At 64.1% G+C, this 26,434-nt stretch carries 23 protein-coding genes; 4 read left to right on the top strand and 19 right to left on the bottom strand.

Going from position 1 to position 26,434, the window contains the following annotated elements:
* Positions 1–20: 20 nt before the first annotated feature.
* Genes AC25MA_RS20105 through AC25MA_RS20090 form a run of 4 tightly spaced genes read right to left on the bottom strand, consistent with a single transcriptional unit; the run spans position 21 to position 3,463 of the window.
* Positions 21–1,178, bottom strand: a complete 1,158-nt coding sequence (locus AC25MA_RS20105) for an osmoprotectant ABC transporter ATP-binding protein OsmV (RefSeq protein ID WP_028689611.1) — start codon at positions 1,176–1,178, stop codon at positions 21–23.
* Positions 1,175–1,828: an ABC transporter permease gene (locus tag AC25MA_RS20100; RefSeq protein WP_011532365.1), complete on the bottom strand. Its 654-nt coding sequence runs from the start codon at positions 1,826–1,828 to the stop codon at positions 1,175–1,177. The genes AC25MA_RS20105 and AC25MA_RS20100 overlap by 4 nt, the downstream gene beginning before the upstream one ends.
* Positions 1,825–2,736: a glycine betaine ABC transporter substrate-binding protein gene (locus AC25MA_RS20095; protein ID WP_088852381.1), complete on the bottom strand. Its 912-nt coding sequence runs from the start codon at positions 2,734–2,736 to the stop codon at positions 1,825–1,827. Before AC25MA_RS20095 ends, AC25MA_RS20100 begins: the two co-directional genes overlap by 4 nt.
* Before the next feature lie 13 nt (positions 2,737–2,749).
* Positions 2,750–3,463: an ABC transporter permease gene (locus AC25MA_RS20090; protein ID WP_028689613.1), complete on the bottom strand. Its 714-nt coding sequence runs from the start codon at positions 3,461–3,463 to the stop codon at positions 2,750–2,752.
* Positions 3,464–3,957: 494 nt separating this feature from the next.
* Here AC25MA_RS20090 and AC25MA_RS20085 point away from each other — a divergent pair, with 494 nt between their 5' ends.
* Positions 3,958–5,541, top strand: coding sequence for a peptide chain release factor 3 (locus AC25MA_RS20085; RefSeq protein WP_028689614.1), 1,584 nt, complete (start codon positions 3,958–3,960; stop codon positions 5,539–5,541).
* An 88-nt stretch (positions 5,542–5,629) separates the two neighbouring features.
* On the opposite strand, the gene AC25MA_RS20080 is transcribed toward AC25MA_RS20085, so the two are convergent.
* The 4 genes from AC25MA_RS20080 to AC25MA_RS20065 all read right to left on the bottom strand — a co-directional run bounded on the left by AC25MA_RS20080 (position 5,630) and on the right by AC25MA_RS20065 (position 9,418).
* A complete protein-coding gene (locus AC25MA_RS20080) occupies positions 5,630–6,709 on the bottom strand; it encodes a polyamine ABC transporter substrate-binding protein (protein ID WP_062364535.1) in 1,080 nt (359 codons plus the stop codon).
* Positions 6,710–6,761: 52 nt separating this feature from the next.
* Positions 6,762–7,103 carry a cupin domain-containing protein gene (locus tag AC25MA_RS20075; RefSeq protein ID WP_028689616.1) on the bottom strand — a complete coding sequence of 114 codons (342 nt, stop codon included), beginning with the start codon at positions 7,101–7,103 and terminating at the stop codon, positions 6,762–6,764.
* A 33-nt stretch (positions 7,104–7,136) separates the two neighbouring features.
* Positions 7,137–8,543, bottom strand: a complete 1,407-nt coding sequence (locus AC25MA_RS20070; RefSeq protein WP_062364533.1) for an NAD(P)/FAD-dependent oxidoreductase — start codon at positions 8,541–8,543, stop codon at positions 7,137–7,139.
* A 65-nt stretch (positions 8,544–8,608) separates the two neighbouring features.
* Entirely contained in the window at positions 8,609–9,418 is an 810-nt protein-coding gene (locus AC25MA_RS20065; RefSeq protein WP_062364532.1) for an AraC family transcriptional regulator, read from the bottom strand.
* Positions 9,419–9,645: 227 nt separating this feature from the next.
* Here AC25MA_RS20065 and AC25MA_RS20060 point away from each other — a divergent pair, with 227 nt between their 5' ends.
* The gene (locus AC25MA_RS20060; protein WP_486972330.1) at positions 9,646–10,557 is read left to right on the top strand and encodes a hypothetical protein; all 912 of its coding nucleotides are present in this window, start codon (positions 9,646–9,648) and stop codon (positions 10,555–10,557) included.
* 145 nt (positions 10,558–10,702) lie between these two features.
* Here AC25MA_RS20060 and AC25MA_RS20055 read toward each other — a convergent pair whose 3' ends face one another.
* From AC25MA_RS20055 to AC25MA_RS20015, 9 genes are all read right to left on the bottom strand, one after another.
* Positions 10,703–11,671, bottom strand: coding sequence for a peptide ABC transporter ATP-binding protein (locus AC25MA_RS20055; protein ID WP_028689620.1), 969 nt, complete (start codon positions 11,669–11,671; stop codon positions 10,703–10,705).
* Positions 11,671–12,639, bottom strand: coding sequence for an ABC transporter ATP-binding protein (locus AC25MA_RS20050; protein WP_028689621.1), 969 nt, complete (start codon positions 12,637–12,639; stop codon positions 11,671–11,673). The genes AC25MA_RS20055 and AC25MA_RS20050 overlap by 1 nt, the downstream gene beginning before the upstream one ends.
* A gap of 10 nt (positions 12,640–12,649) precedes the next feature.
* The gene (locus AC25MA_RS20045) at positions 12,650–13,576 is read right to left on the bottom strand and encodes an ABC transporter permease subunit (RefSeq protein WP_028689622.1); all 927 of its coding nucleotides are present in this window, start codon (positions 13,574–13,576) and stop codon (positions 12,650–12,652) included.
* 10 nt (positions 13,577–13,586) lie between these two features.
* Entirely contained in the window at positions 13,587–14,597 is a 1,011-nt protein-coding gene (locus AC25MA_RS20040) for an ABC transporter permease subunit (RefSeq protein ID WP_028689623.1), read from the bottom strand.
* A gap of 76 nt (positions 14,598–14,673) precedes the next feature.
* A complete protein-coding gene (locus AC25MA_RS20035; protein WP_028689624.1) occupies positions 14,674–16,269 on the bottom strand; it encodes an ABC transporter substrate-binding protein in 1,596 nt (531 codons plus the stop codon).
* Between the two features lie 72 nt (positions 16,270–16,341).
* On the bottom strand, positions 16,342–17,721 hold the full coding sequence (locus tag AC25MA_RS20030; protein WP_036985906.1) for an OprD family porin: 1,380 nt from the start codon (positions 17,719–17,721) through the stop codon (positions 16,342–16,344).
* Positions 17,722–17,877: 156 nt separating this feature from the next.
* Positions 17,878–19,470: an ABC transporter substrate-binding protein gene (locus AC25MA_RS20025; RefSeq protein ID WP_062364526.1), complete on the bottom strand. Its 1,593-nt coding sequence runs from the start codon at positions 19,468–19,470 to the stop codon at positions 17,878–17,880.
* Between the two features lie 213 nt (positions 19,471–19,683).
* The gene (locus AC25MA_RS20020) at positions 19,684–21,309 is read right to left on the bottom strand and encodes an ABC transporter substrate-binding protein (RefSeq protein ID WP_062364524.1); all 1,626 of its coding nucleotides are present in this window, start codon (positions 21,307–21,309) and stop codon (positions 19,684–19,686) included.
* A 311-nt stretch (positions 21,310–21,620) separates the two neighbouring features.
* Positions 21,621–22,343, bottom strand: a complete 723-nt coding sequence (locus tag AC25MA_RS20015; RefSeq protein WP_486972329.1) for an SIMPL domain-containing protein — start codon at positions 22,341–22,343, stop codon at positions 21,621–21,623.
* A gap of 201 nt (positions 22,344–22,544) precedes the next feature.
* Here AC25MA_RS20015 and AC25MA_RS20010 point away from each other — a divergent pair, with 201 nt between their 5' ends.
* A complete protein-coding gene (locus AC25MA_RS20010; RefSeq protein ID WP_028689628.1) occupies positions 22,545–23,801 on the top strand; it encodes an ATP-binding protein in 1,257 nt (418 codons plus the stop codon).
* Entirely contained in the window at positions 23,801–24,361 is a 561-nt protein-coding gene (locus tag AC25MA_RS20005; protein ID WP_028689629.1) for a response regulator transcription factor, read from the top strand. The genes AC25MA_RS20010 and AC25MA_RS20005 overlap by 1 nt, the downstream gene beginning before the upstream one ends.
* 119 nt (positions 24,362–24,480) lie before the next feature.
* Here the strand turns inward: AC25MA_RS20005 and AC25MA_RS20000 are convergent, their stop codons facing one another.
* Together AC25MA_RS20000 and AC25MA_RS19995 are read right to left on the bottom strand one after the other, a co-directional pair.
* Positions 24,481–24,669 (bottom strand): hypothetical protein, encoded by a 189-nt coding sequence (locus tag AC25MA_RS20000; RefSeq protein ID WP_069015844.1) that lies wholly within the window; start codon positions 24,667–24,669, stop codon positions 24,481–24,483.
* 14 nt (positions 24,670–24,683) lie between these two features.
* Positions 24,684–26,318, bottom strand: coding sequence for a phospholipase (locus AC25MA_RS19995; RefSeq protein WP_486972328.1), 1,635 nt, complete (start codon positions 26,316–26,318; stop codon positions 24,684–24,686).
* Positions 26,319–26,434: the final 116 nt, after the last annotated feature.

Genomic DNA, 26,434 nt, shown 5'->3' with positions numbered 1-26,434 from the left:
AAAGCGCCCCCGGCTATCCATCAGGAGACTACTGCCTCCGCCGGCGACACGATACTGGTCTTACCGCCCCGCGACCTGCCCGAGCTCAGGTACGCCGCAATCGACTCCTGCGTCACCTCCCCCAGGAACACGCCTTCGCTATCCAGCACCGGCAACCACGCCCGATTGAACTCGTACATCCGCGACAGCAGGATGCGCAGGTGCTCGTCATGCGCCGCCGTGGCGTTGAACGGTCGCAGGAAATCCCCACACGTCCCGTGCTGTCGGTGCATGTCGCGCCGGCGCACATAGCCCAGCGCCTTGTTCGCGGCATCTGTCACCACTGCATAACGGCGATCGTGCTCATCCAGCAGTTCCAGCGCCTCGCTCACCGACGTATCCGGGCTCAACGCTGGCGCGTTGTCCGCCGCATCCTCGGCGCGCACCAGCAGCAGGCGTTTCAGGGTGCTGTCCTGGCCGACGAAGTTACTGACGAAATCGTCCACCGGATGGGCCAGCAAGGTGTCCGGGTGATCCAACTGCAGCAACTTGCCGGCGCGGAAGATGGCGATCTTGTCGCCCAGCTTGATGGCCTCGTCGATGTCATGGCTGACCATGATCACCGTCTTGTTCAGTGCCCGCTGCATCTCGAAGAACTCGTTCTGGATCATCTCGCGGTTGATCGGGTCGACCGCGCCGAACGGCTCGTCCATCAGCAGCACCGGCGCCTCGGCGGCCAGGGCGCGGATCACGCCGATGCGCTGCTGCTGGCCGCCGGAGAGCTCGCGCGGGTAGCGCTGCAGGTACTGCTTGGGCTCGAGCTTGATCATGTGCATCAGCTCGCGAGCGCGGTCGTGGCATTTCTGCTTGTCCCAGCCGAGCAGGCGCGGGACCACGGTGATGTTCTCCTCGATGGTCATGTTGGGGAACAGTCCGATCTGCTGGATCACATAGCCGATATGACGACGCAGGGTTACCTCGTCCAGCGCGCTGGTGTCTTCGCCGTTGATGAACACCTGGCCCGAGGTCGGGGTGATCAGGCGGTTGATCATCTTCAGCGTGGTGCTCTTGCCGCAGCCCGAGGGGCCGAGGAACACGCAGATTTCGCCCTCGTTGACGGTGAGGCTTACCGCGTCGACGGCTTTGACGTCCTTGCCGTTGACGTTGAAGGTCTTGCTGAGGTTCTTCAGTTCGATCATGGGCGCAGTCCTTCCGGAGTCAGGGCACGTTGCAGGGTTTGCAGGAGCAGGTCGGCGATGATCGCCAGCAGGCTGACCAGCACGGCGCCGACCAGCAGCATCGACATGTCGCTGCGGCTGATGGCGGTGAGGATGAGCACGCCCAGGCCACCGGCGCCGATGGTCGCGGCGATGGTCATCACGCCGATGTTCATCACCACGGCGGTGCGCACGCCGGCCAGGATCACCGGCACGGCGATGGGCAGCTCGACCATGCGCAGGCGCTGGCCGAAGGTCATGCCGATGCCGCGGGCCGCCTCGCGGATGCCCGGTTCGACGTTGGTCAGGGCCAGGTAGGTGTTGCGCAGGATCGGCAGCAGTGAATAAAGGAACACGGCGGTGATCGCCGGCAACGGCCCCAGGCCCTGGCCGAACTTCGAGTAGAACGGCAGCAGCAGACCGAACAGGGCGATCGAGGGGATGGTCAGCAGCACCGTGGCGCTGGCCTGCAGGGGGCCGGCGAACACCGGGAAGCGGGTCATCAGGATGCCCAGCGGCACGCCGACGACGATGGCCAGGCCCACGGCGATGCCAACCAGGGTGATGTGCTGCCCGGTCAGTTGCAGGACTTGCGCCCAGTCGAGATGGGCAAAGGTGTCGAGCAGGTTCATGGTTGTACCTCGCCGAGTGAGTGCTCACGCAGGAACGCCGCGGCGACCACGGTCGGGCTCTGGTGCTCGACATCGACCTGGGCGTTGAGCTTGCGCATGGTCTGGTCGTCGAGCTGACTGGCCAGCGGCTCGAGCAGGGTGGCCAGCTGCGGGTGGGCGTCGAGTACTGCCTTGCGCAGCACGGGCGCCGCGGTGTAGTCGGGGAAGTAGTGCTTGTCGTCTTCCAGCAATTTGAGATCGAAGGCGTCCAGGCGCCCGTCGGTGGTGTAGACCAGGCCGGCGAACACTTGGTTGTTGCGCATCGCGGTGTAGACCAGGCCGCCATCCATCTGGCGGATGTTGCGCCGGTCCAGGGGCAGCCCGTACATCTCGCGCAGGCCGACCAGGCCATCGGGGCGGTTGGCGAACTCGGTGTCCAGGGCCACCAGGTGGTGACGGTCGGGCTCGTCACGCAACACGTGGTTGAGATCGCTGATGGTGTTGACCTGCGGGTAGGCCGCGGCGACCTCCCTGGGCAGTCCCAGGGCATAGGTATTGCTGAATTTCGACGGAGTCAGCCAGACCAGTCCTTTCTTCGCATCGAGTGCCTTGACCCGGGCGTAGGTGGCTGCGGCGCTGGGCATGCGCTCGTCGATATGGTTGTAGGACACCAGCGAGACGCCGGTGTATTCCCACATCAGGTCGAGCTGGCCGGTTTCCTGGGCCTGGCGGGCGATGTTGCTGCCAAGGCCGGCGGTCACCCGTACATCGAAGCCGTTGGCACGCAGGTACTGGGCGGTGATTTCGGCGAGCACGGTCTGTTCGGTGAACACCCGCGCGCCGATGCGGATCAGCGGTTTTTCCGCCGCCTGGGCAAAGCCTGCGCATAGCAGGGCCGCGCCCAGCAACAGGGCGATTGTCTTCTTCATGGTTTCCCTCTCGTTAACGGGCCAGGCCACGTTCCAGCCAGCGCTTGCTGGAGAAACTCACCAGCGCGTCGAGCGCCAGGGCCAGCAGCGCGGTGCACGCGGCACCCAGCAACAGCTGCGGCTGGTTGTTCAGGGCGATGCCGGGGAAGATCAGGCTGCCCAGGCTGTTGGCGCCGATCAGGAATGCCAGCGGCGCGGTACCCACGTTCAGCGCCAGGGCCACGCGCACCCCGCCGACGATGATCGGCACGGCATTGGGCAGTTCCACCTGCCACAGCTGCTGGCGCGGGGTCATGCCGATACCGGTGGCGGCTTCCTTGAGCGAGGCGGGGACGTTTTTCAGGCCCTCGTAGGTATTGCGCACGATGGGCAGCAGGGAGGCGAGGAACAGCGCGAAGATCGCGGGACCTGCGCCGATGCCCAGGATGCTCAGGGCGATGGCCAGGACGGCCAGGGGAGGAATGGTGTTGCCAACGTTGAAAAACTGCATGAAGCGCTCGGCCTTGTCGACCCGGTGCGGTCGACTCAAGGCAATGCCGGCGGGGATGCCCACGGCCAGCGCCGCCGCCATCGAAGCCAGCACCAGGACCAGGTGCGCTTGCAGGTAGAACCCAAGATCGTCGCGGTAGCGGGCGATCGTGTCGATGCCGATCCAGTGGACCAGCAGGGCCAGGATGACGAGCACGGCGGCCCATCCCAACAGCCCTTTTCCGTAGCGTGCAGCCACAGGCGGACTCCTTTTTTATAGTCGGCGATCACACCCCCGTGCGGCCGGCCATTCCTGGCGGCGGGCAGCGTGGTCGCGAGCAGCAGCCCGATGCGCGGCATCAGGCCATGAGCCGAACCCCGTCGGGCTCGTGAAGCAGGTGAAACCAGCCCTGAACCAAAGCGGGTTGCAGGGGAGTGGACGTCTCCGTGGAGGGAAAGGTTCCCATCTTGGGCGGCATTTGGCCAGTGTTAATAACTGGTTGCTTGTAAACATGACGAGAAAAAACGGCGTATTTAAGTGCTGAAGGCGTTGAAGTAACTGTCCTGTGGCCATTTGTCGTGATAAAGCGATTGTCCGGTAGATTGGTTGTGGTTGTTCCGGTCCTTTCGCGGGCAAGCCCGGTCCCACGCGTGCCCGTTCGAGGGGCGCCTTTCGTATCTTCGGTTTTGGCCCGCGCCCCGACTTCAGGTATGATATCGCCCCTTTTTGAATCCCCAGTCAGGCGATTTCCCATGACCAACCAGGCCGCCGAAGTCGCGAAGCGCCGCACTTTCGCAATCATTTCCCACCCCGACGCCGGTAAGACCACCATCACCGAGAAGCTCCTGCTGATGGGCAAGGCGATCTCCGTCGCGGGTACCGTGAAGTCGCGCAAGTCCGACCGCCACGCCACCTCCGACTGGATGGAAATGGAGAAGCAGCGCGGCATCTCCATCACCACCTCGGTGATGCAGTTCCCTTACCGCGAGCACATGATCAACCTGCTCGACACCCCCGGCCACGAGGACTTCTCGGAAGATACCTACCGCACCCTGACCGCGGTGGACTCGGCGCTCATGGTGCTCGACGGTGGTAAGGGTGTAGAGCCGCGTACCATCGCCCTGATGGACGTCTGCCGCCTGCGCGACACGCCGATCGTCAGCTTCATCAACAAACTCGACCGTGACATCCGTGATCCGATTGAACTGCTCGACGAGATCGAGGCAGTCCTGAAGATCAAGGCCGCGCCAATTACCTGGCCGATCGGTTGCTACCGCGACTTCAAGGGCGTGTACCACCTCACCGGCGACTACATCGTCGTCTACACCCCGGGCCACGGCCACGAGCGCACCGAAGCCAAGATCATCCAGAACCTGGACTCCGACGAGGCCCGCGCGCACCTCGGTGACCAGTACGATTCGTTCGTCGAGCAACTGGAACTGGTGCAAGGTGCCTGCCACGAGTTCAACCAGGACGAGTTCATCAACGGCCAGCTGACCCCGGTGTTCTTCGGTACCGCCCTGGGCAACTTCGGTGTCGACCATGTGCTCGACGCGGTCGTCGACTGGGCGCCACGCCCGCTGGGCCGGGTGGCCCACGAGCGTACCGTTGAGCCCGTGGAAGAGAAGTTCACCGGTTTCGTGTTCAAGATCCAGGCGAACATGGACCCGAAACACCGCGACCGCATCGCGTTCATGCGTATCTGCTCGGGCAAGTACGAGAAGGGCATGAAGATGCGCCATGTGCGGATCAACAAGGACCTGCGCATCGGCGATGCGCTGACCTTCTTCTCCTCCGAGCGTGAGCAGCTGGAAGAGGCCTATGCCGGCGACATCATCGGCCTGCACAATCACGGCACCATCCAGATCGGCGACACCTTCACCGAAGGCGAGGCCCTGGGCTTCACCGGTATCCCGCACTTCGCCCCGGAGCTGTTCCGCCGCGTGCGCCTGAAGGACCCGCTGAAATCCAAGCAGCTGCGCCAGGGCCTGCAGCAACTGGCCGAAGAGGGCGCCACGCAGGTGTTCTTCCCCGAACGCAGCAACGACATCATCCTTGGCGCGGTCGGTGTGCTGCAGTTCGACGTGGTCGCCAGCCGTCTGAAGGAAGAGTACAAGGTCGAGTGCGCCTACGAGCCGATCACCGTCTGGTCGGCGCGCTGGATCAGCTGCGACGACAAGAAGAAGCTCGAGGAATTCCAGAACAAGGCCATGGAGAACCTGGCCATCGACGGCGGCGGTCACCTGACCTACCTGGCCCCGACCCGGGTCAACCTGTCGCTGATGGAAGAGCGCTGGCCGGACATCAAGTTCCGCGCTACTCGCGAGCATCACTGATCGTACAGGCCTACATCTGATCCTGTAGCAGCGGCCTTGCCGACGCCTCGGCAAGGCTGCTCCTGCAGGGGCTGCGTAATACCCGCAATCAATTCCCTGCTTTTATGCTGGTCCAGATCCGCGTCCTGATCCGGTCGATCTTCGCCGGCATCGCCTCCAGGGCATACAGCTTGCCCATCACATCCGCGCTCGGGTAGATCATCGTGTTGCCCTTCATCGCCGGGTCCACCAGCCCGTCGGCCTGCTGGTTGCCATTGGCGTATTGCACGAAGTTGCTGATGTTCGCCATCACTTCCGGCTGCAACAGATAGTTCATGTAGGCGTACCCGGCTTTCTCGTTGGGCGCATCGGCCGGCATGGCGACCATGTCGAACCACATCGGCGCGCCTTCCTTCGGAATCGAGTAGCCCACCTTCACCCCGTTCTTCGCCTCCTCGGCGCGGTTCTTTGCCTGCAGCACGTCACCCGAGAAGCCCACCACCAGGCACACATCGCCATTGGCCAGGTCGCCGGTGTACTTCGAGGAGTGGAAGTAGCTGATGTACGGGCGCACTGTCATCAGCAACGCCTTGGCCTTGTCGTAGTCCGCCGGGTTCTGGCTGTGGTGCGGCAGGCCCAGGTAGTGCAGGGCGATCGGCAGCAGCTCGGGGCCATTGTCCAGTACGGCAACGCCGCAGCGCTTGAGCTTGGAGAGGTACTCGGGCTTGAAGAACAGGTCCCACGAGTCGATGGGCGCGTTGTCGCCGAGCACCGCCTTGACCTTGTCGATGTTGTAGCCGATGCCGGTGCTGCCCCACAGGTAGGGGAAGCCGTACTGGTTGCCCGGGTCGTTCACCTCCAGCGCCTTGAGCAGCACCGGGTTGAGGTTCTTCCAGTTCGGCAGCTGCGACTTGTCGAGTTTTTTCAGGGCCTTGCCCTGGATCTGCCGGGCCATGAAGTGGTTGGACGGGAACACTACGTCGTAGCCGGAGTTGCCGGTCATCAGCTTGCCGTCGAGTGTCTCGTTGCTGTCGAACACATCGTAGGTGGGCACGATGCCGGTGGTTTGCTGGAAGCTCTTCAGGGTGTCCGGGGCGATGTAGCTCGACCAGTTGTAGATCTTCACCGAGTCGGCGGCGCCGGCAACGCTTGCGGCCAGCATCAGGGGAGCGATAAGGAGCGTGCGCATGTCGGGGTTACCTTGCTTTGTCTGTTGTTATCGAAGGCAGGCGATCAGCGGATCAGAAAATCAGTACGTAGGTCTTGCGCACGGTCTCCTGGATATCCCAGGTGCCGACGCTGTTGGCCGGTAGCATCAGGGCGTCTCCGGCTTCTATGACTAGCGGCTCGCCGCCATCTGGGGTGAAGGTGCAGCGGCCCTTGATGAAGTGGCAGAACTCCTGTTGCACGATCTGCCGCCGCCAGCGCCCCGGGGTGCACTCCCATATCCCGGTCTCGACGCCGTCATTGCGTTCGATGCAGGTGACCGAGGTGACCGCAACCGGCTCGCCGAGGGGCACGGCAACCGGGGTGGCGCTGTCCAGGATAACGCTGTCGGTGTGCTTGAACTGGGTGATGCTCATGACCGGTGGATCCTGTGTGGTGATGAAGGGAAGTCAGTGCATGAAACCTTCCATGAAGTCGGCCAACCCGCTGGCCAGGCGCCGCCGCCAGGGGGCACTGGCCGGGTTGGCGAGGGTCCGGTCCTCGTGGACGAAACTCTGGATGATCGCGTTGTAGCCCAGCCAGCGGCAGGGCTCAGGTGGCCAGCTGGCCAGGCTCGCCAGCGGGCGGTTGTCATGCACCCAGGGCTGGGCGGTGAGCGCGTTGTGCTGGCCGAGGATCAGGGCCGCCAGGGTGCGTCCGCCCAGGTTGGTGGCGCCGACTCCTTCGCCGCCGTAGCCGCCGGACAGGGCGATGCCGCGCTGGCGATCGCACAGCATGTGCGGGCGGAAGCGCCGGGCCATGCCCAGGTTGCCGCCCCAGGAATGGGTGATGCGCACATGCTTGAGCTGCGGGAACAGCTCGCCGAACAGGTAGCGGCGTAGCTCGATCTCGTTGTCGGTGAGGGTGAAGTTCTCGCGCAGGCGACCGCCGAAGCGGTAGCCGCCGCGGGCACCGAACACCAGGCGGTTGTCGGCGCTGCGCTGGCCGTAGGTGACCTGGCGGCTGTTTTCGCTGAAGGCCTGGCCCTGGCTCAGGCCGATCTGTTCCCAGGTCGACTCGGGCAACGGCTCGGTGGCCACCAGCAGGCTCTGCACCGGCAACTGGTGCCGCCCGAGCGGGGGCAAGCTGGCGGCGTAGCCTTCGACGGCCGGCACCATCCAATGGCTGCGGATGCGTGCCAGTGGGGTGCGCACTTCACCGGTCTGCCAGTCGATGGCCGGGGTGTTTTCGTAGATCGGCACGCCCATGGCCTCGACCGTCCGTGCCAGGCCGCGCACCAATCTGGCCGGTTGGATCGTGGCCACATGCGGGCTGTAGAGGGCGCCGTAGGGGTTGCTCACCTTCAACTGGGCATCCAGCTGTTCGGGGCGCAGCCAGCGGTAGTCGTCCTCGTTCATGCCCTGGCGGTAGAGGTCATCGAGCCAGGCGCGCAGGCTGCGTTCCTGTTCCGGGTAACGGGCGGCGCAGTACAGCACCCCGCCTTTGCGGTAGTCGCAGGCGATGCCTTCGCGCAGGAGCACATCGTGGACTTCGTCGGGAATGCCGTGCAGCAGGTCGATGCTTTCACGCCGCTGCTGCGGCGAGAGCGTGGCCAGCAGGCGATCCTCGCCCAGCAGGTTGCCCATCAGCCAGCCGCCGTTGCGTCCGGAGGCGCCGAAGCCGGCGATATTGGCCTCGATCACGGCGATGTTCAACTGCGGCGCCTGGCGCTTGAGGTAGTAAGCGGTCCACAGGCCGGTGTAACCGGCGCCGATGATACACACATCGACATCAAGGTCCTGGCGCAGGGCCGGGCGCGCGCACAGGGGCTCGTCGAGCTGGTCCATCCACAGGCTGATCGTGCGCAGGGGTTGCATCGGGTCGGGCTCCACATCCGGTCGAGGTCTGTGGGCGATCCTAGTGAAGCGCAAGGCGGGCTGTCTTACGTGCGTGCACGCAGGGAAATTTGCTTGAGGTAGGCCTTGGGCGACAGTCCCGTGTGCTCGCGAAAGCACTTGTAGAAGGCTGACAGCGAATTGAAGCCGGCATTGAACGCCAGTACGTCGATAGCTGTGCGCGCGCTGCCAGCATCGAGGCTGGCTATCAGGTGTTGCAGGCGCGCCTGGTTGACGTAGCGGTAGAAGCTCTGGCCGAGCACCTGGTTGAGCAGGTAGGAGATCTGGTTGCGGCTGTAGCCGCTTTCGTCGGCAACCTGCTGCAGGTCGAGCTCCGGGTCGAGGTAGGGACGTTGGGCCTGGAAGTAATGCTCCAGGTCCTGGGCCATGGTCGACAGCTGGCGTGGTGACAGGCCCAGGCGGCTGGTCGCCGGGCGCGGGCCGTGCGGCAGGCTGGCATTGCCGCCCTGGCGCACCAGGGTGGCGTATTCGTTGACCCGCCAGATCAGCCCGTCCCGGACCGTGATCGCTTCGCTGGACTGGAACGCCACCAATCCCTGGCCGCCCTGGACCGTGACCTGGTACTGGATGAACGCTGTGCAGCCGTCGACGCGGATGCGGTCGCTGTGGACGATGTCCTCGCCGGCTTCATGGGGCAGGCAGGCGCGCACGTAGTCGCGCAGTTCGTCGAAGCCGAGCACGCGGTTCTGGAAGAAGTCGTGGTACTGGATGTCTGGGTGGTACAGCGCCATCACCCCGTCCAGGTCGCGATGCTTCCAGCACAGGTGGTAGCGCATGACGGTGTCGGCGGTGAGCGGGGTCTGCCCAGGGCCGTCGGGGACGGTGGTGATAGACATGCCGCTGATGGTGCCTCGTCATGTCCCGGTCTGACAAGAACGCTTGCATTCAGGATTGCAGAAGGCCCTGTCTTTTTCGGCACGATCTGGCATTTTGCATGATGTTCAGCGATTTCCTACAAGCCAACTACCTGATTTATAAAGAAGTCATGTTTTGACACAAGTGGCACAGCACCTGCACCGCCTTACCCGAGAACGGACCTCCCCTCAGATAAGGCGTCGAAATCATGATCACACCTGCCGATTACCCCACCAACGACCCCAATCGCTCCGGTGTTTCCTGGGCCGCGATCTTCGCTGGCGCAGCAGCAGCGGCCGCATTGTCCCTGATCCTGGTGATATTGGGATCAGGGTTGGGGCTGGCCGCCACCTCGCCTTGGGCCGACGAAGGCGCCAGCGCCAAGGTCCTTGGCATTTCAACCATCATCTGGCTATTGATCACCCAGATACTGGCCTCGGGTCTAGGTGGTTACATCGCCGGACGTCTTCGCGTGAAATGGGCCAACCTGCACGGCGACGAAGTGTATTTCCGCGACACTGCCCATGGCTTCCTGGCCTGGGCGGTTGCCACGCTCGTGGCCGGCCTGTTGGTGCTGGGTACTGCGGGCAACCTGCTGGGAGCCGGTGTTACTGCAGCGTCCGGGGTAGCTGGCGCCACTGCGGCTGCAGGCGTGGCTGGCAGCGATCGTCAAAGCCGGGACTCGATGGGCTACTTCGTCGATGGCTTGTTCCGCGGCCAAGGCCCGGTGGCGGTCAGTGACGACGCGGCAAATGGTGTGGCGGCGCGCATTCTGACACGCTCGCTAGTCCAGGGGGGCGCACTTTCGCCGGAGGACCGGACCTACCTGGCCCAGGTTGTCGCCCAGCGCACACGCCTGACACAACCCGAGGCTGAAGCCCGGGTCGATCAGGTCTATGCGCAGCTGCAGCAAGCCAAGCTCGAGGCCAAACAAGCTGCGGACGTTGCGACCAAGGCGGCGGCCTGGACGGCGTTGTGGACCTTCGTCGCCCTGCTTTGCGGCGCCTTCTTCGCCAGCCTGGCGGCACTGTTCGGCGGCCGGCAGCGTGACCGGGTGCAGTGGCTGCAAGGCAGTCCGGCCGACTACAACGTGCGCCACACCGCTGCACCGATCCGATAACTTGGAACAAGGAGATCTGTCATGCGCTCATTATTGCTGTGGATGCTCGGAGTACCTATTCCCGTGATCATCCTGATTGCATTGTTCATGCACTGAAAAATGAAAACGCCGCCCCGAAGGGCGGCGTTTTCATTGGGGCATCCCGCTACAGGAACTGCTCGGCATAATGGCAAGCCACCTGCCGTGTACTCACCTGCCGCAACGCCGGTACTTCCTTGGCGCAACGGTCGGTGGCATAAGGGCAACGCTTGTGGAACGCGCAACCATCTGGCGGATTCAGTGGGTTGGGCAGTTCACCGGCGATGCGGATCTTCGGCTTGAGCGGATCCGGGTGGATCGCCGGGGTCGCAGACAGCAGCGCCTGCGTGTACGGGTGCAACGGCTTCTCGTAGATATCTTCCTTCGGTCCCATCTCCGCCGGCCGCCCCAGGTACATCACCAGCACCTGGTCGGCCACATGACGTACCACCGCCAGGTTGTGGGAGATGAACACGTAGGCGGTGTTGAACTCCTTTTGCAGGTCCATGAACAGGTTCAGCACCTGGGCCTGGATCGACACGTCGAGGGCCGAGGTCGGCTCGTCGGCCACCAGCACCTTGGGCTGCAGCATCATTGCCCGGGCCAGGGCGATGCGCTGGCGCTGTCCGCCGGAGAACATGTGCGGATAACGCTGGTAGTGCTCGGGGCGCAGGCCCACCTGCTCCATCATCTTCTGCACTTTCTCGCGACGCTCGGTCTTGCTCAGCGAGGTGTTGATCAGCAGTGGCTCTGCGAGCTGGTCGCCGATCTTCTGCCGTGGGTTGAGCGAGGCGTAGGGGCTCTGGAACACCATCTGCACGTCGCGACGCAGTTGCTTGCGCTGGTCCTTGCTGGCGCCCTTGACCTCGTGGCCGGCGATTTGCAGCGAGCCGGAGGAGGGTTCCTCGATCAGGGTCAGGGCCCGGGCCAGGGTCGATTTGCCACAGCCGGACTCACCGACCACGGCCAGGGTCTTGCCGGCCTCCAGTTCGAACGACACGCCGTTGAGCGCGCGGACCAGCGCATGCCCCTTGAACATGCCGCGGGAGACTTCGTAGTGGCGGGTCAGCTCACGAGCGGAAAGAACGACGGCCATCACGCCACCTCCTGGTTCAGCGGATAGAAGCAACGCACCAGGCTGTGGGCCTGGGGATCGAGGGCCGGGCGCTGCCGGCGGCAGTTTTCCTGGACATAGGGGCAGCGCGGCGACAGCAGGCAGCCTTGCGGGCGGTCATAGCGGCCGGGGACGATGCCGGGCAGGGTGGCCAGGCGCTCGGCGCCGATGCTGTGCTCGGGGATGGCCGCCAGCAGCGCTTCGCTGTACGGGTGGGCGGGGATGTCGAACAGCTCCGGCACCTGGCCGACTTCGACGGCCTGGCCCGCGTACATCACGCATACGCGCTTGGCGGTCTCGGCGACCACCGCCAGGTCGTGGGTGATGAGAATGAGCGCCATGTTGCGCTCCTTCTGCAGGTTGACCAACAGCTCCATGATCTGCGCCTGGATGGTCACATCCAGGGCAGTGGTCGGTTCGTCGGCGATCAGCAGCTTCGGCTCGCCGGCGATGGCCATGGCGATCGCCACCCGTTGACTCATGCCGCCGGACAGCTGGTGCGGGTAGGCGTCCAGGCGGCTTTCGGCGGCCGGGATCTCGACCTTCTTCAGCAGCTCAAGGGCACGCTGGCGCGCGGCCTTGCCTTTCAGGCCGAGGTGCTGGCGCAGCACTTCCTCGATCTGGTAGCCCACGGTGTAGCTGGGGTTGAGCGCGGTCATCGGGTCCTGGAAGACCATGGCGATGTCCTTGCCCACCACTTTGCGGCGCTGGCGGCCGCTGAGCTTGAGCATGTCGATGCCGTCGAAGTTGAGCACGTCGGCGGTGATGCGCCCAGGGGCGTCGATCAGGCCCATCAGGGCCATCATGGTGACGGACTTGCCGGAGCCGGACTCGCCAACGATGGCGAGGATCTCGCCGGCGTCCACGCTCAGTTCGAGGCCATCCACCACGGGCACGGCATTGGCGTCGCCGAAGCGCACGTTCAGGTTGTTGATCTGCAACAGTGACATGGCGTTCTCCTCAGGCGGCGTTCTTGAGTTTCGGGTCCAGCGCATCGCGCAGGCCGTCGCCCATCAGGTTGATTGCCAGCACACTGAGCAAGATGGTCAGGCCGGGCAGGCTCACCACCCACCAGGCGCGCTCGATGTAGTCGCGGGCCGAGGCCAGCATGGTGCCCCACTCGGGGGTCGGCGGCTGGACGCCGAGGCCGAGGAAGCCCAGGGCGGCGGCATCCAGAATGGCCGAGGAGAAGCTCAGCGTTGCCTGGACGATCAGCGGCGCCATGCAGTTGGGCAGCACGGTGACGAACATCAGGCGTGGCAGGCCGGCGCCGGCCAGGCGCGCGGCGGTGACGTAGTCGCGGTTCAGCTCGCCCATCACCGCGGCGCGGGTCAGGCGCACGTAGGAGGGCAGCGAGACGATGGCGATGGCGATCACCGTGTTGATCAAGCCTGGGCCGAGGATGGCGACGATGGCCACGGCCAGCAGCAGCGATGGCAGGGCCAGCATCACGTCCATCAGGCGCATGATCGAGGGGCCGAGGATCTGCGGGAAGAAGCCGGCCAGCAGGCCAAGCAGGATGCCCGGGATCAGCGACATCACCACCGATGACAGGCCGATCAGCAGCGACAGGCGGGCGCCCTGGATCAGGCGCGAGAGCAGGTCGCGGCCCAGTTCGTCGGTGCCGAGGATGAACTGCCAGGTGCCGCCTTCGAGCCACACCGGTGGGGTGAGCAGGAAGTCGCGGTACTGCTCGCTGGGGTTGTGCGGCGCGACCCAGGGGGCAAACAGGGCGCAGAACACCACCAGGGTCATGAAGGCCAGGCCGGCCACCGCGCCCTTGTTGCGCGAGAAGGCCTGCCAGAACTCTTTGTATGGCGAGGGGTAGAGCAAGCTTTGGTCGACCACGCTGGGCGGGGTGACGGATTTTGGAATCGGGCTGGTCATGGCGGAGTCCTCAGCGCTGATGACGGATGCGTGGGTTGGCCAGGCCGTAGAGGATGTCCACGACGAAGTTGACCAGGATCACCAGGCAGGCGATCAACAGGATGCCGTTCTGGACCACGGGGTAGTCACGGGCACCGATGGCCTCGATCAGCCATTTGCCGATGCCCGGCCAGGAGAAGATGGTTTCGGTGAGCACGGCGCCCGCGAGCAGCGTGCCGACCTGCAGGCCGAACACGGTCAGCACCGGGATCAGCGCGTTGCGCAGGCCGTGGATGAACACCACGCGCGACGGCGAAAGGCCCTTGGCGCGGGCGGTACGGATGTAGTCCTCGCGCAGCACCTCGAGCATCGACGAACGGGTCATGCGGGCGATCACCGCCAGCGGGATGGTGCCCAGCACGATGGCCGGCAGGATCAGGTGCATCACTGCATCCTTGAACGCGCCTTCCTCGTCGCTGAGCAGCGTGTCGATGAGCATGAAGCCGGTTTTCGGTTCGATGTCGTAGAGCAGGTCGATGCGTCCGGAGACCGGCGTCCAGCCCAGGCTTACCGAGAAGAACATGATCAGGATCAGGCCCCACCAGAAGATCGGCATCGAGTAGCCGGCCAGGGAGATACCCATCACCCCGTGGTCGAACAGCGAGCCGCGCTTGAGCGCGGCGATCACCCCGGCCAGCAGGCCGATGACCCCGGCGAACAGCAGGGCGGCCATGGCCAGCTCCAGGGTTGCCGGGAATAAGGTGAGGAACTCGTTCCATACGCTTTCACGGGTGCGCAGGGATTCGCCGAGGTCGCCCTGGGCGAGCTTGCCGACATAGTCCAGGTACTGGGCCGGCAGCGGTTTGTTCAGGCCCAGGCGCTCCATGGCCTGGGCGTGCATTTCGGGGTCGACCCGGCGTTCGCCCATCATCACTTCGACCGGGTCGCCGGGGATCAGGCGTATGAGCGCGAAGGTCAGCAGGGTGATACCGAAGAAGGTCGGGATCAGCAGACCCAGGCGTCGGGCAATAAAACTCAACATTGTCAGGGGTACCTCATCAGCCGGTAACGGCGCGCCGCCGGGGCCTCTTGCACAAGGTCCGGCGGCTGTTGTTGTTCTACTTCACCCGGGTGGTGGCGAAGTTGTTGTTGGTCAGTGGGTTGATCACATAGCCTTCGACGTTCGCGCGCATGGCGGTGAACATTTTCGGGTGGGCCATGCTGATCCACGGCTGGTCTTCATCGTACACCGCCAAAGCCTCGTTATAGAGCTTGGCGCGCTCGTCGTTGTCGATCACTTCGCGGGCGCGGGTGATCAGGTCCTGGAATTTCTGGTTGCACCAGCGCGCGTAGTTCTCGCCACTCTTGGCCGCATCGCAGCTGAGCATCGGCGTGAGGAAGTTGTCCGGGTCGCCGTTGTCGCCGGCCCAGCCCGCCGACACCAGGTCGGCCTCGCCCTTCTTGGCGCGACGCAGCATTTCGGCCCATTCCATCACGCGGATGTCGAGCTTGATGCCGATCTTGGCCAGGTCGGATTGAAGCATTTCGGCCGACAGACGCGGGTTGGGGTTGGTCGGGCCGCCGCCGTTGCGGGTGAACAGGGTGATCACCGTGCCTTCCGGCACGCCGGCTTCCTTGAGCAGGGCACGGGCCTTGTCGAGGTCGTGGGGCGGGTTCTTGTTGTCGGTGTTGTAGCCGATCATGGTCGGCGGGTACGGGTTGACCCCCGGTAGCGCGTTGCCCTTGCCGAACAGCTGGTCGACGTGGGTCTGGCGGTCGAAGGCCATGTTGATCGCCTTGCGCACGCGCACGTCGCTCAGGTACTTGTGCTGGGTGTTCATCGAGATGTAGCCGGTGACCAGCGCCTCGATCTCGGCAACCTTGAGTTTTGGATCGGTCTTGATCCCCGGCACGTCGTCAGGCTTGGGGTACAGGGCGATCTGGCACTCGTTGGCACGCAACTTTTGCAGGCGCACGTTACTGTCGGTGGCGATGGCGAAGATCAGCCCGTCGGCTGGCGGCTTGCCGCGGAAGTAGTCCGGGTTGGCCTTGTAGCGAACCTGGGCGTCCTTGCTGTAGCGCTGGAACACGAACGGGCCGGTGCCGATCGGCTTGCTGTTGAGATCGCCGGTCTTGCCGGCCTTGAGCAACTGGTCGCCGTACTCGGCGGAGTAGATCGAGGTGAAGGCCATGGCCAGGTCGCGCAGGAAGGGTGCTTCCGGGCGGGTCAGGGTAATCACCACGGTGTGGTCGTCGGTCTTTTCGACCGACTTGAGCAGGTCCTTGAAGGCCATGCTCTCGAAATAGGGGTAGCCGACGCTGGTCTTGTCGTGCCATGGGTGGTCTTTCTTCAACTGGCGGTTCAGGCTCCACAGCACGTCATCGGCGTTGAAGTCGCGGGTGGGGGTGAAGTAGTCGGTGGTGTGGAACTTGACGCCTTCGCGCAGGTGGAAGGTATAGACCAGCCCGTCGGGGCTGACGTCCCAGCTGGTGGCCAGGGCCGGCTGGATCTCGGTGGTGCCGGGCTTGAAGTCGACCAGGCGGTTGAAGATGGCCTCGGCCGTGGCGTCGGCGGTCACGGCGGTGGTGTACTGGACGATGTCGAAGCCTTCCGGGCTGGCTTCGGTGCACACCACCAGCGGCTTGGCCGCCAGATTCGATGCGGCGCCCAGGATGACGGCTGCCAAGGCAGCACGTAGCGGTAGCATTTTCATGGAACCTCCCTGCAGTGCTAGTTCCAGCGTAGCCGCCACGGCCCGTGGGGAGTCGGGCCGTGGCGCCAACGGTCAGAGGATGTTGAACGGAATGGTGGTCACGACGCGGAGCTCGTCGAGGCTGCCGTCGGCCTGGGCCTTGCTGGCACGGTGGGCGGTATAGGTGGCGCGGATGGTGGTGTCCTTCAGCATGCCGCTTTGCACCGCGTAGCTGGTGCCGATGCCCCACTCGTAGTGGTTTTCGCCGTCCTGGCCACGGACGTCATAGGCGGTGCCCTTGTAGTGGGTGCCGTCGATGCCCCAGCCGCGGGCGTTGTAGACGTTGAACTTCAGGCCCGGCACGCCATACGGCGCCATGTTCAGCACATAGCTGATCTGCAGGGACTTTTCGTTCGGACCGTTGAAGTCCGACAGCAGGGAGTTGGCCAGGTAGATGCCGTTGGTTTCGTGCAGGTAGTCGAAGTATTCGTTGCCGTTGACCTGCTGCCAGGAGGCGCTGAGGGTATGGGCCTGGTGGGTCAGGCCAAACGACAGGCTGTAGGTGTCGTTGTCGATCTCGCCCATCTTCTTGCTGCCTTCGTCCACGGTCTTGTAGTAGTTCAGACCGGTGGTCAGGCTCAGCACCGCGCTGTCGCCCAGCACGTGGTTGGCGCCGAAGTAGTACTGGTTCCAGAAGTCCTCGACCTTGGTGGCGTAGAGGCTGGTGGTCAGGCTCTTGAGCGGCTGGTAGTTGAGGCCGACGGTGCTGGCGCGGTCGGTTTCCCTGCCGTTGCCGTATTCGCTGCGGAACTTGCTCAGGCTCTGCTCGGTACGCGGCGAGACGCGGTCGAAGGTACCCACGTCGAACGACAGGTTCTCGAACTCGGCGCTATGCAGGAACGCACCCTGGAAGCTCGACGGCAATGCGCGGTTGCCGATATAGGCGATCATCGGCGTGTCGACCGACTGGCGGCCCACGGTCAGCGTGGTGTTGGAGATGCGGGCCTTGACGTTGCCCAGGCCCATCTTGCTCCACTGGCCGATCGGGTCGCCGTCGCTGTGGGTCAGCGTACGGTTGTTCGGGCCGGCCACGGCGGCGCGGCCCTGCTCGAGGGCGATGGCGTTGTAGGCCGCGGCCTCGACGGCGAAGCCCACGGTGCCTTCGGTGAAGCCCGAGCTGTAGTTGAGGATGGTGCCCTGCACCCAGTTGTCACGGCTGTGGGTGTCGTGGCGGGTGCCGTCACCCTTGGTGTACTTCCACAGCGGCGCACGGGTGGCGCGTTCGCGGGCATACCAGTTGCGGGTGCTGCCGGACAGGCTCTGGCCATCGATGAAGCCTTTGGCTTCGGCCTGCTCACTGCTGGACTTGAGCGCGAACGGCACGAAGTCCTGGCTCACGGGTTCGGCCTGGGCGAGGGCGCAGAAGGCGCCGACGGACAAGGCCAGTGCGGTGGTTGTGGTACGAATCAACATGAAAGCTCCCTGATATTTTTTTAGTTATCACCCGACCTTGTGAGCCGGGCTTGTCACGGTGACGCGGTACTGCAGTGTCTGCCTTGGGGTTGCCAGGCAAATCCGGGCTGCACGCGGGCGTGGGAGTGGGTTGCACTCCCACGCCCGCGTGAAGGGTCAATCGATGCTGACGCCGGAGAAAACGTTGCGTCCGAAGGGGCTGACCTTGAAGTCTTTCACGCTGATGCTCAGCGGCTGGTTGACCGTGGAGTGCGCGACCGGAGTGATCGGCACTTGTTGCTTGAGGCGTTGCTGGGCTTGTTCGTAGAGGCTGGTGCGCTGGTCGCGGTCGGTGACCTGCTTGGCTTTCTTGACCAGGGCGTCGTACTGCGGGTCGCACCACAGCGAGTAGTTGTTGCTGCCGATGGCGTCGCAACTGAACAGCGTGCCCAGCCAGTTGTCCGGGTCGCCGTTGTCGCCGGTCCAGCCGATCAGGGCGATGTCGTGTTCGCCGTTCTTCATGCGCTTGAGGTATTCACCCCACTCGTAGCTGACGATGCGCACCTTGAAGCCGAGCTTGCTCCAGTCGGCCTGGAGCATTTCGGCCATCAGCTTGGCATTGGGGTTGTAGGGGCGCTGCACCGGCATGGCCCACAGGGTGATCTCGGTACCTTCCTTGACCCCGGCCTGCTTGAGCAACTGCTTGGCTTTGTCCGGATTGAAGGGCGCGTCCTTGATCGATTTGTCGTAGGACCACTGGGTCGGCGGCATGGCGTTCGACGCGGCCTGGCCGGCGTCCTGGTAGACCGCCTCGATGATGGCTTTCTTGTTCACCGCCATGTCCATGGCTTGGCGCACCTCCAGCCGGTCGAACGGCGGGTGCTGGGTGTTGTAGGCGATGTAGCCGAGGTTGAAGCCGGGCTGGGTCATCACCTGCAACTGGCCGTCCTGCTTGAGCGCTGGCAGGTCGGCCGGACGTGGGTGCAGGGTGATCTGGCACTCGTTGCGGCGCAGCTTCTGGATGCGCACCGAAGGGTCGACGTTGATCGAGAACACCAGGTTGTCGAGCTTCACCCGGTCCGGTGCCCAATAGTCCTTGTTGCCCTTGAAGCGGATCTGCGAATCCTTCTGGTAGCGCTGGAACACGAACGGGCCGGTGCCGATCGGCTTCTGGTTGATGTCGCTGGCCTTGCCGCCGGCCAGCAGGTGCTCGGCGTACTCGGCGGAGAGGATCGAGGCGAAGGCCATGGCGATGTTCTGCAGGAAGGCGGCATCGACCTTGTTGAGGGTGAAGACCACGGTCAGCGGGTCGGTCTTCTCGACCTTGGCGATGTTCTTGTCCAGGCCCATGCTGATGAAGTACGGGAACTCGGTGGGGTAGGCCTGGCGGAAGGGGTGGCTCTTGTCGAGCATGCGGTTGAAGGTGAACAGCACGTCGTCGGCGTTGAAGTCGCGGGAGGGCTTGAAGTCCTTGTTGGCATGGAACTTCACCCCGGGGCGCAGGTGAAAGGTGTACTTCAGGCCGTCGTCGGACACTTGCCAGTCAGTCGCCAGGCCCGGCTGCACGGCGGTGCCGCCACGCTCGAACTCGACCAGGCGGTTGTAGATCGGTTCGGCGGCGTCGTTGTCGGTGGCGGCGGTGTACTGGGCGGTGTCGAAGCCCGCCGGGCTGCCCTCTGAGCAGAACACCAGGTTGTTGGCGAAGCTCAGCGGGGCCTGGCTCAGCAGGCCGAGGGCAAGCAGGGTGGAACACAGTGTGGTCAGGCGCATGGCAGATCCTTTGTCCGTCTTTTTCGGGCCGCGACAGGCAAAACGCGGCTGCAACATCCCGGTCCTGACGATAGGTGCGCCAGAATGTGGGAGCCAGGGCTTCGCTACTGATTTGGGAGTGGGAGCGTTCCGGCGAGCGTGAGGGAATTGCCCTACGTATCGCCCGGTCGTGTCATCGTCCCGCCGGAAAAACCGGCAGGACGATCACGGCCGTTACTTGTCTACGCTGACCCCGTAGAAGGAATTCAGGCCGAAGGGGCTGATCTTGAAGTCCTTCACTTTCGCGCTCATGGGCTGATACACGGTGGAGTGGGCGATGGGGGTCATCGGCACCTGCTCCTTGAGGATGTGTTGCGCCTGCTTGTAGAGCTCGGTGCGCTTGGCCTGATCGGAGGTCGCCTTGGCTTGCTTGATCAGGTCGTCGTAGGGCTTGTAGCACCACTTGGAGAAGTTGTTGCCGTCCATGGCGTCGCAGCCGAACAGGGTGCCCAGCCAGTTGTCCGGGTCACCATTGTCGCCGCTCCAGCCGATCAGCATGGCGCCCTGCTCGCCAGCCTTGGAGCGTTTGATGTACTCACCCCACTCGTAGCTGACGATCTTGGCGTTGATACCGATCTTCTTCCAGTCGGACTGGAGCATTTCGGCCATCAGCTTGGCGTTGGGGTTGTAGGGGCGTTGCACCGGCATGGCCCACAGGGTGATCTCGGTACCTTCCTTGATGCCGGCTTCCTTGAGCAGTTGCTTGGCCTTCTCTGGGTCGTATGCGGCGTCCTTGATGGTGTCGTCATAGGACCACTGGGTCGGCGGCATGGCGTTGACCGCCAGCTGGCCGGCACCCTGATACACCGACTCGATGATCTGCTGCTTGTTGACCGCCATGTCCAGCGCCTGGCGGACCTTGAGTTGGGACAGGGGGTTCGCTTCGTTGCTGCCCTTGACCTTGTCCATCACGTTGTAGGCGATGTAGCCGAGGTTGAAGCCAGCCTGGTGGGGCATCTGCAGGTTCTTGTCCGCCTTCAGCGGCTCGATGTCGGCCGGCCGTGGGAACAGCGTCACCTGGCACTCGTTCTTCTTCAGTTTTTGCATGCGCACCGAGGCGTCAGTGCTGATGGCGAAGATCAGGTTGTCGATCTTCACTTCCTCGGGATTCCAGTAGTCCTTGTTGCCCTTGAAGCGGATCTGCGCGTCCTTCTGGTATTTGCTGAACACGAACGGGCCGGTGCCGATGGGCTTCTGGTTGATGTCGGCGGGTTTGCCCTGCTTGAGCAACTGGTCAGCGTACTCGGCTGACTGGATCGAGGCGAAGTGCATGGCCATGTTCTGGATGAACGCGGCGTCGACCTGGGCGAGGGTGAACTTCACCGTGTGATCGTCGATCTTCTCCACCTTGGCAATGTTCTTGTCCATGCCCATGTCGGTGAAGTAAGGGAACTCGGTGGGGTAGGCCTTGCGGAACGGCTGGTTCTTGTCGAGCATGCGTTCGAAGGTGAACAGCACGTCATCGGCGTTGAATTCGCGGGTGGGCTTGAAATATTCGGTGGTATGGAACTTCACGCCTTCGCGCAGGTGGAAGGTGTAGGTCTTGCCATCGTCGGAAACCTCCCACTTGGTGGCCAGGCCCGGAATCACCGCGGTGCCGCCTCGCTCGAATTGAGTCAGGCGGTTGAAGATGGTTTCGGCGGAGGCGTCAAAGTCAGTTCCGGTGGTGTACTGCCCGGGGTCGAAACCGGCTGGGCTGCCTTCGGAGCAGAACACCAGGTTGGATGCGGCGAGGGCAGAAGGAGCGCCGGCTAGCAAGCCTGCGCCTAACAGGAACGGAATGACTGCGTGTTTGAGCATGGTGGCCTCATTGTTGTCATTTTTCGAATTGAGGCGGCCTCGTGAGCCGACCTGCGGATACTTATGCAGGGGGTGTTCCCAATGCAACACTCAGCAGGATGGTTGGCGCCAAAATTGTGGTACGGACGTACATGGATGTCGCATCCATATAACTTTGGCGAATGTTGATCGTTTGCGTGGGTGAAAAGGGCGAAAATTTCAGGATGTTTCGCACTTTATGCGGCAAGCAGATGCACCCGTTTGGTGCGTAGGAAAGGTCTGAAACCGTTGTCCGAGACGTTCTGCACGCCTCGAACATCCGGTTGGGTGGGTCAAGGGACCTGAACTTCGATCAGTCCATCGGCGCTCATGCTGACTTCGCTGGTGCCGGCTTCGATATCCGGTCCCGGCGCAGCCTCGTCGGCGGCGCCCTTGGCCATCATCGCCATCGGCGCGCTGCGCAGGTACGGACGCGGGTAGCCGCTGCTGTTGAGGTTTAGGCTGACCACCTTGTAGCCTTTGCCGCCCAAGGCTTCGGTGGCCAACTGAGCGCGTGCCTTGAAGGCGGCGACGGCATCCTTGAGCAGCTCGTCCTCGTTGCTCTTACGCGTGGCCGGGGCGATGGAGAAGTCCATGCCGCCCATTTTCAGGTCCTGCAGCAGCTCGCCAGTGAGCTTGGACAGGGCCGGGAAGTCGGCTCCCTCCAGGCGCAGCTCGGCGCGCTCGCGCCAGCCGGTGATCTTCTGGCCCTTGGTGTCGTAGATCGGGTAGCTGTTGCGGCTGCCCTGGCTGATCTTCACATCCTTGACCTGGCGGGCCTGCTGCACGGCCTTGTTCATGGTCTCGGTGATCTCCTTGGCGAGCTTGCCCGGGTCGCTGTTCTGGGCTTCGCTGTACAGCGTCACGACCATCAGGTCGCGCGCCACTTCCTTGCTGACTTCGGCGCGCAGCGACACCTGGTTGTAGCGCGGCTCGTCGGCCGCCAGGGCCGGCAGGTTGGCGAGCATGCCGCAGGACAGGGCAACAGCGGCGGCGCCGCGACGGGAAATGTGCATGTGGAGCTCCTTGGCAAGATAAGGCGTGGATGAGGACATCCGTTCCACGCATGGCCGATCAGACCGGCAACAGTGTAGTGGGTTCAAAAATGCCATCATGAGTCTGTGACAAAGTGTGGCGCTTTGCCGCATCGCTGCAGCGAGGCGCCCGGCTTCGGTATACTCCAGCCGATTTTCCTGGAGCACTCATTGGGAGAGCTCATGCTCGCCGTCGCACAACCGTTGTCCGCTACACGCCAGAACCTCTGGCGCCTGACCTTTATTCGCATTCTCGTGCTGGCGGCCCAGGCCGGCTCCGTGGGCGTTGCCTACTGGACCGAGCTGCTGCCGTTGCCGTGGTTCTCGCTGGCGGTGACGCTGGCCCTATCATCGCTGCTCTGTGCGTTCACCGCCCTGCGCCTGCGCCTGTCGCTGCCGGTCACCGAGCTCGAATACGCGCTGCAGCTGGCCTGCGACCTGCTGATCCACAGTGCGCTGCTTTATTACTCGGGCGGTTCGACCAACCCCTTCGTCTCCTATTATCTGGTGCCGCTGGCGATCGCCGCGGTCACGCTGCCGTGGCTCTACTCGTTGGTGCTTTCGGGCATCGCCCTGGTGGCCTACAGCCTGCTGCTGGTGCAGTACTACCCGCTGGAAACGCTGCCGCTGGCCCGCGACACCATGCAGGTCTATGGCATGTGGCTGAGCATCGCCCTGGCCGCCGGGGTGATCACCTTCTTCGCCGCGCGCATGGCCGAGGAGCTGCGCCGCCAGGAGAACCTGCGCGCCGAACGCCGTGAAGAAAGCCTGCGCGACGAGCAACTGCTGGCCGTGGCCACCCAGGCCGCCGGCGCCGCCCATGAGCTGGGCACGCCGCTGGCGACCATGAGCGTGCTGCTCAACGAGATGCGCCAGGATCATGCCGATCCTCTGCTGCAGGAGGACCTGCAGATCCTCCAGGACCAGGTCAAGCTGTGCAAGGAGACCCTGCAGCAACTGGTGCGCGCCGCCGAGGCCAACCGGCGCCTGGCGATCATCGAGCAGGATGTCACCGCCTGGCTCGACGAGGCACTCAACCGCTGGCACCTGATGCGCCCGGAGGCCAGCTACCGCTTCCAGCGCCTGCGCGATGGCGTGGTGCCGCGGCTGACACCGCCGCCGGACCTGACCCAGGCGCTGCTGAACCTGTTGAACAACGCCGCCGATGCCTGCCCGGATGACCTGGAAGTGCGCCTGGACTGGAACGCCCAGGACATCGTCATCAGCATCCGCGACCATGGCCCGGGCGTACCGCCGGCCATCGCCGAAGCCATCGGCAAACCCTTCATTACCACCAAGGGCAAAGGCTTTGGCCTGGGCCTGTTCTTGAGCAAGGCCAGCGTGACGCGTGCGGGCGGTTCGGTGAAACTCTATAGTCATGAGCAGGGTGGCACCCTGACCGAATTGCGCCTGCCCCATGGCAAGCGAGGAGATGCATGATGAGCGAAGAAAACCAGGTTGAAGGCGAAGAGCTGCCGCACCTGCTGCTGGTGGACGACGACGCCACCTTTACCCGAGTGATGGCGCGAGCCATGGCCCGTCGCGGGTTCCGCGTGAGCACCGCGGGTTCTGCTGAAGAGGGCTTGAAGCTGGCTGAGCAGGACCTGCCGGACTACGCCACGCTGGACCTGAAGATGGAAGGCGACTCGGGCCTGGTGCTGCTGCCCAAGCTGCTGGAGCTGGACCCGGAGATGCGCGTGGTGATCCTGACCGGCTACTCGAGCATCGCCACGGCGGTCGAGGCGGTCAAGCGCGGGGCCTGCAACTACCTGTGCAAGCCGGCGGACGCCGACGATGTACTGGCGGCGCTGCTCTCGGAGCACACCGACCTGGACACCCTGGTGCCGGAAAACCCGATGTCGGTGGATCGCCTGCAGTGGGAGCATATCCAGCGGGTGCTGAGCGAACACGAAGGCAACATCTCCGCCACGGCGCGGGCGCTGGGGATGCACCGGCGCACGCTGCAGCGCAAGTTGCAGAAGCGCCCGGTACGGCGCTGAAGTCCACTGGGGACGCTGCGCGCCCCATCGCCGGCAAGCCGGCTCCCACAAGGATCACCGGTGCCCTGTGGAAGTCGGCTTGCCGGCGAAAGGGCCACGTAGTGGCCCCCAGCGTTTTGTCAGGCTTTCCCTCCCGAGCGGTCAACCCGCACCGCCAGCTGCCCAGCCCCCGATGGCGCCTCGAACGCCAGCTGTCCCCCTGCCGGCACTTTCGCCCGGCCAATCACCTTGCCGGCACGCAGCAACTCCAGCGGCATGCCCTCCATCGACTGGCCCGAAGCCAGTTCCAGTTTGACCTTGATATTCATCGGTGACCTCCTTGTCACGCGTTGCGATCGATATAGAGCGTGGTCTTGCCGTCCAGGCTGGCAATCAGTTCCGGTGAACCGCCGCGGAACTGGCGGAACAGGTTGCGCCCGCGTTGCTTGCCGTCCGCCGGCACTTGCACGCTCGGGTGGAACTGGTCGGTCAACTCGACATAGGCACTCCACGGGCCGATGTACGACTCATTGAGCTGGTCGGTGACGCTGAAGGCGTAGCGCACCGCGTTGCCCCGTTGCCAGTTCAGGCCATCGGGCTCGCGGCGCTCCCAGCCGGTGATCGCTGGCGAGGTGCCCGGGGCATCGATGAAGCCGGTGGGCTTGTTCGGCTTGTAGTCCTTGAGCAGCAGGTAGGTGCTCCAGCCCCACCAGTCGCCGATGCGGGTGCGATCGTTGAGGTCGTTGACATCCTTGCGCCGCAGTACGGTCTTGCCGTCTTGGAAGTACAGCGGGGCGAAGTTGCCGGGCACCAGGTCCTGCTCGGCGGCCCGCAGGTCGGGCGCCAGGCGCAGCGCCGCGAAGTCCTTCGCCGCCGGCGCGCGGCCTTCGGCGAAGGCCTGGAACACCTCGTCGGCCGACCGTTGCACGGCGCGGCCCACCTGGCGACGGTTGGCCACATCGACGCTGTCGAAGTAGCGCTTGTCGCCGTAGGCGCGCCATTGCTCGCCTTCGGCATTGCGCACGGCCAGGCCGTACTTGCTGTCCTCGTCGTGCATGAAGCGCGAGATCAGCGAGCCGACGTCACTCGGCGTGACGGTATTGGCCAGGGCCTTGCGCGGCACCCGCAGGTGGCCGGCGGAGAACAGGTCGGTGAGGAAGTGGTCGGCGAAGGCGTTCATCGCATAGGCCAGTTGCAGGTCGCGCTCCTCGCCGCTGGCGCGGGCTTTGAGCGCCTGCTGCAGGGCGGCGGCGTGGCCTGCCTGGTAGGCCGCCAGCGCCCAGGGGCCGAAGTGGTCCCAGTTGCTGGCGGCCAGTTTCAGGTAGCGGCCCAGGGGGAACAGGTCGGAGGCGAAGCTGCCGCCCCCGGTGATGCGGTTCCAGCGCGCCGACAGGCTGTCACCCAGCGCGTCATAGGCCTCGTGGGGCTGACGGCCGTCCTTGATAGCCTGGTTGGCGGCACCGATTTCTTCCTGCATGACCGCAAGGATCTGTTCGGCTTCCGCCTTGGCCGCTGGCAGGCGCGCCAGGGAGTCGAAGGCCTGGGTGAAGCGCTCGACCCGTTCGGCGTCGTTGACGCCATCGGCGATCGGGCGCTCGGGCAAACCGTAGAAGTCGCCGCCCAAGGCAATCACCTGGCCATAGGTCAGGCTCAGGCCGTTGGGCAACGGCAGCGGCGACTGATGGGCGGGGATACCCGGTTGACCCGCTTCAAAGCGCAGCAGGGTGTTGTCGCCGATGGCGGTGTGTTCGCCGCCTTCGAAGAACAGCCCCGGCCCGCGCCGTGCGGATGGGCCGCGTGCCGGTGGCGGCGCAAGGCGGTGATACTTGACGGTATGGTGGCCATGCATGACCAACATCAGATGGCTGTCGGGGCCGGGCAGGGCGACGCCCTGTTCCTCGAACAACTGCTCGAGGTCGGCGACCACCAGCGTTACCTGGGCCTTCGCGGCGACCGGCAGAGTGTGCATTCCTGACATGATTTGCTCCTTGCAATGTCTGGATCGTCCATTTTCATACTGTATATATATACAGTAATTCTTACTATATTCAGGAAAATTCCTACGTCAAGATCTCTTTGTGCGGGCATCTGGCT

Source organism: Pseudomonas sp. P65(2024), from assembly GCF_057480955.1.
Note: the sequence above shows the minus strand (reverse complement) of the source record. Positions and strands in the feature narration are given on the sequence as shown.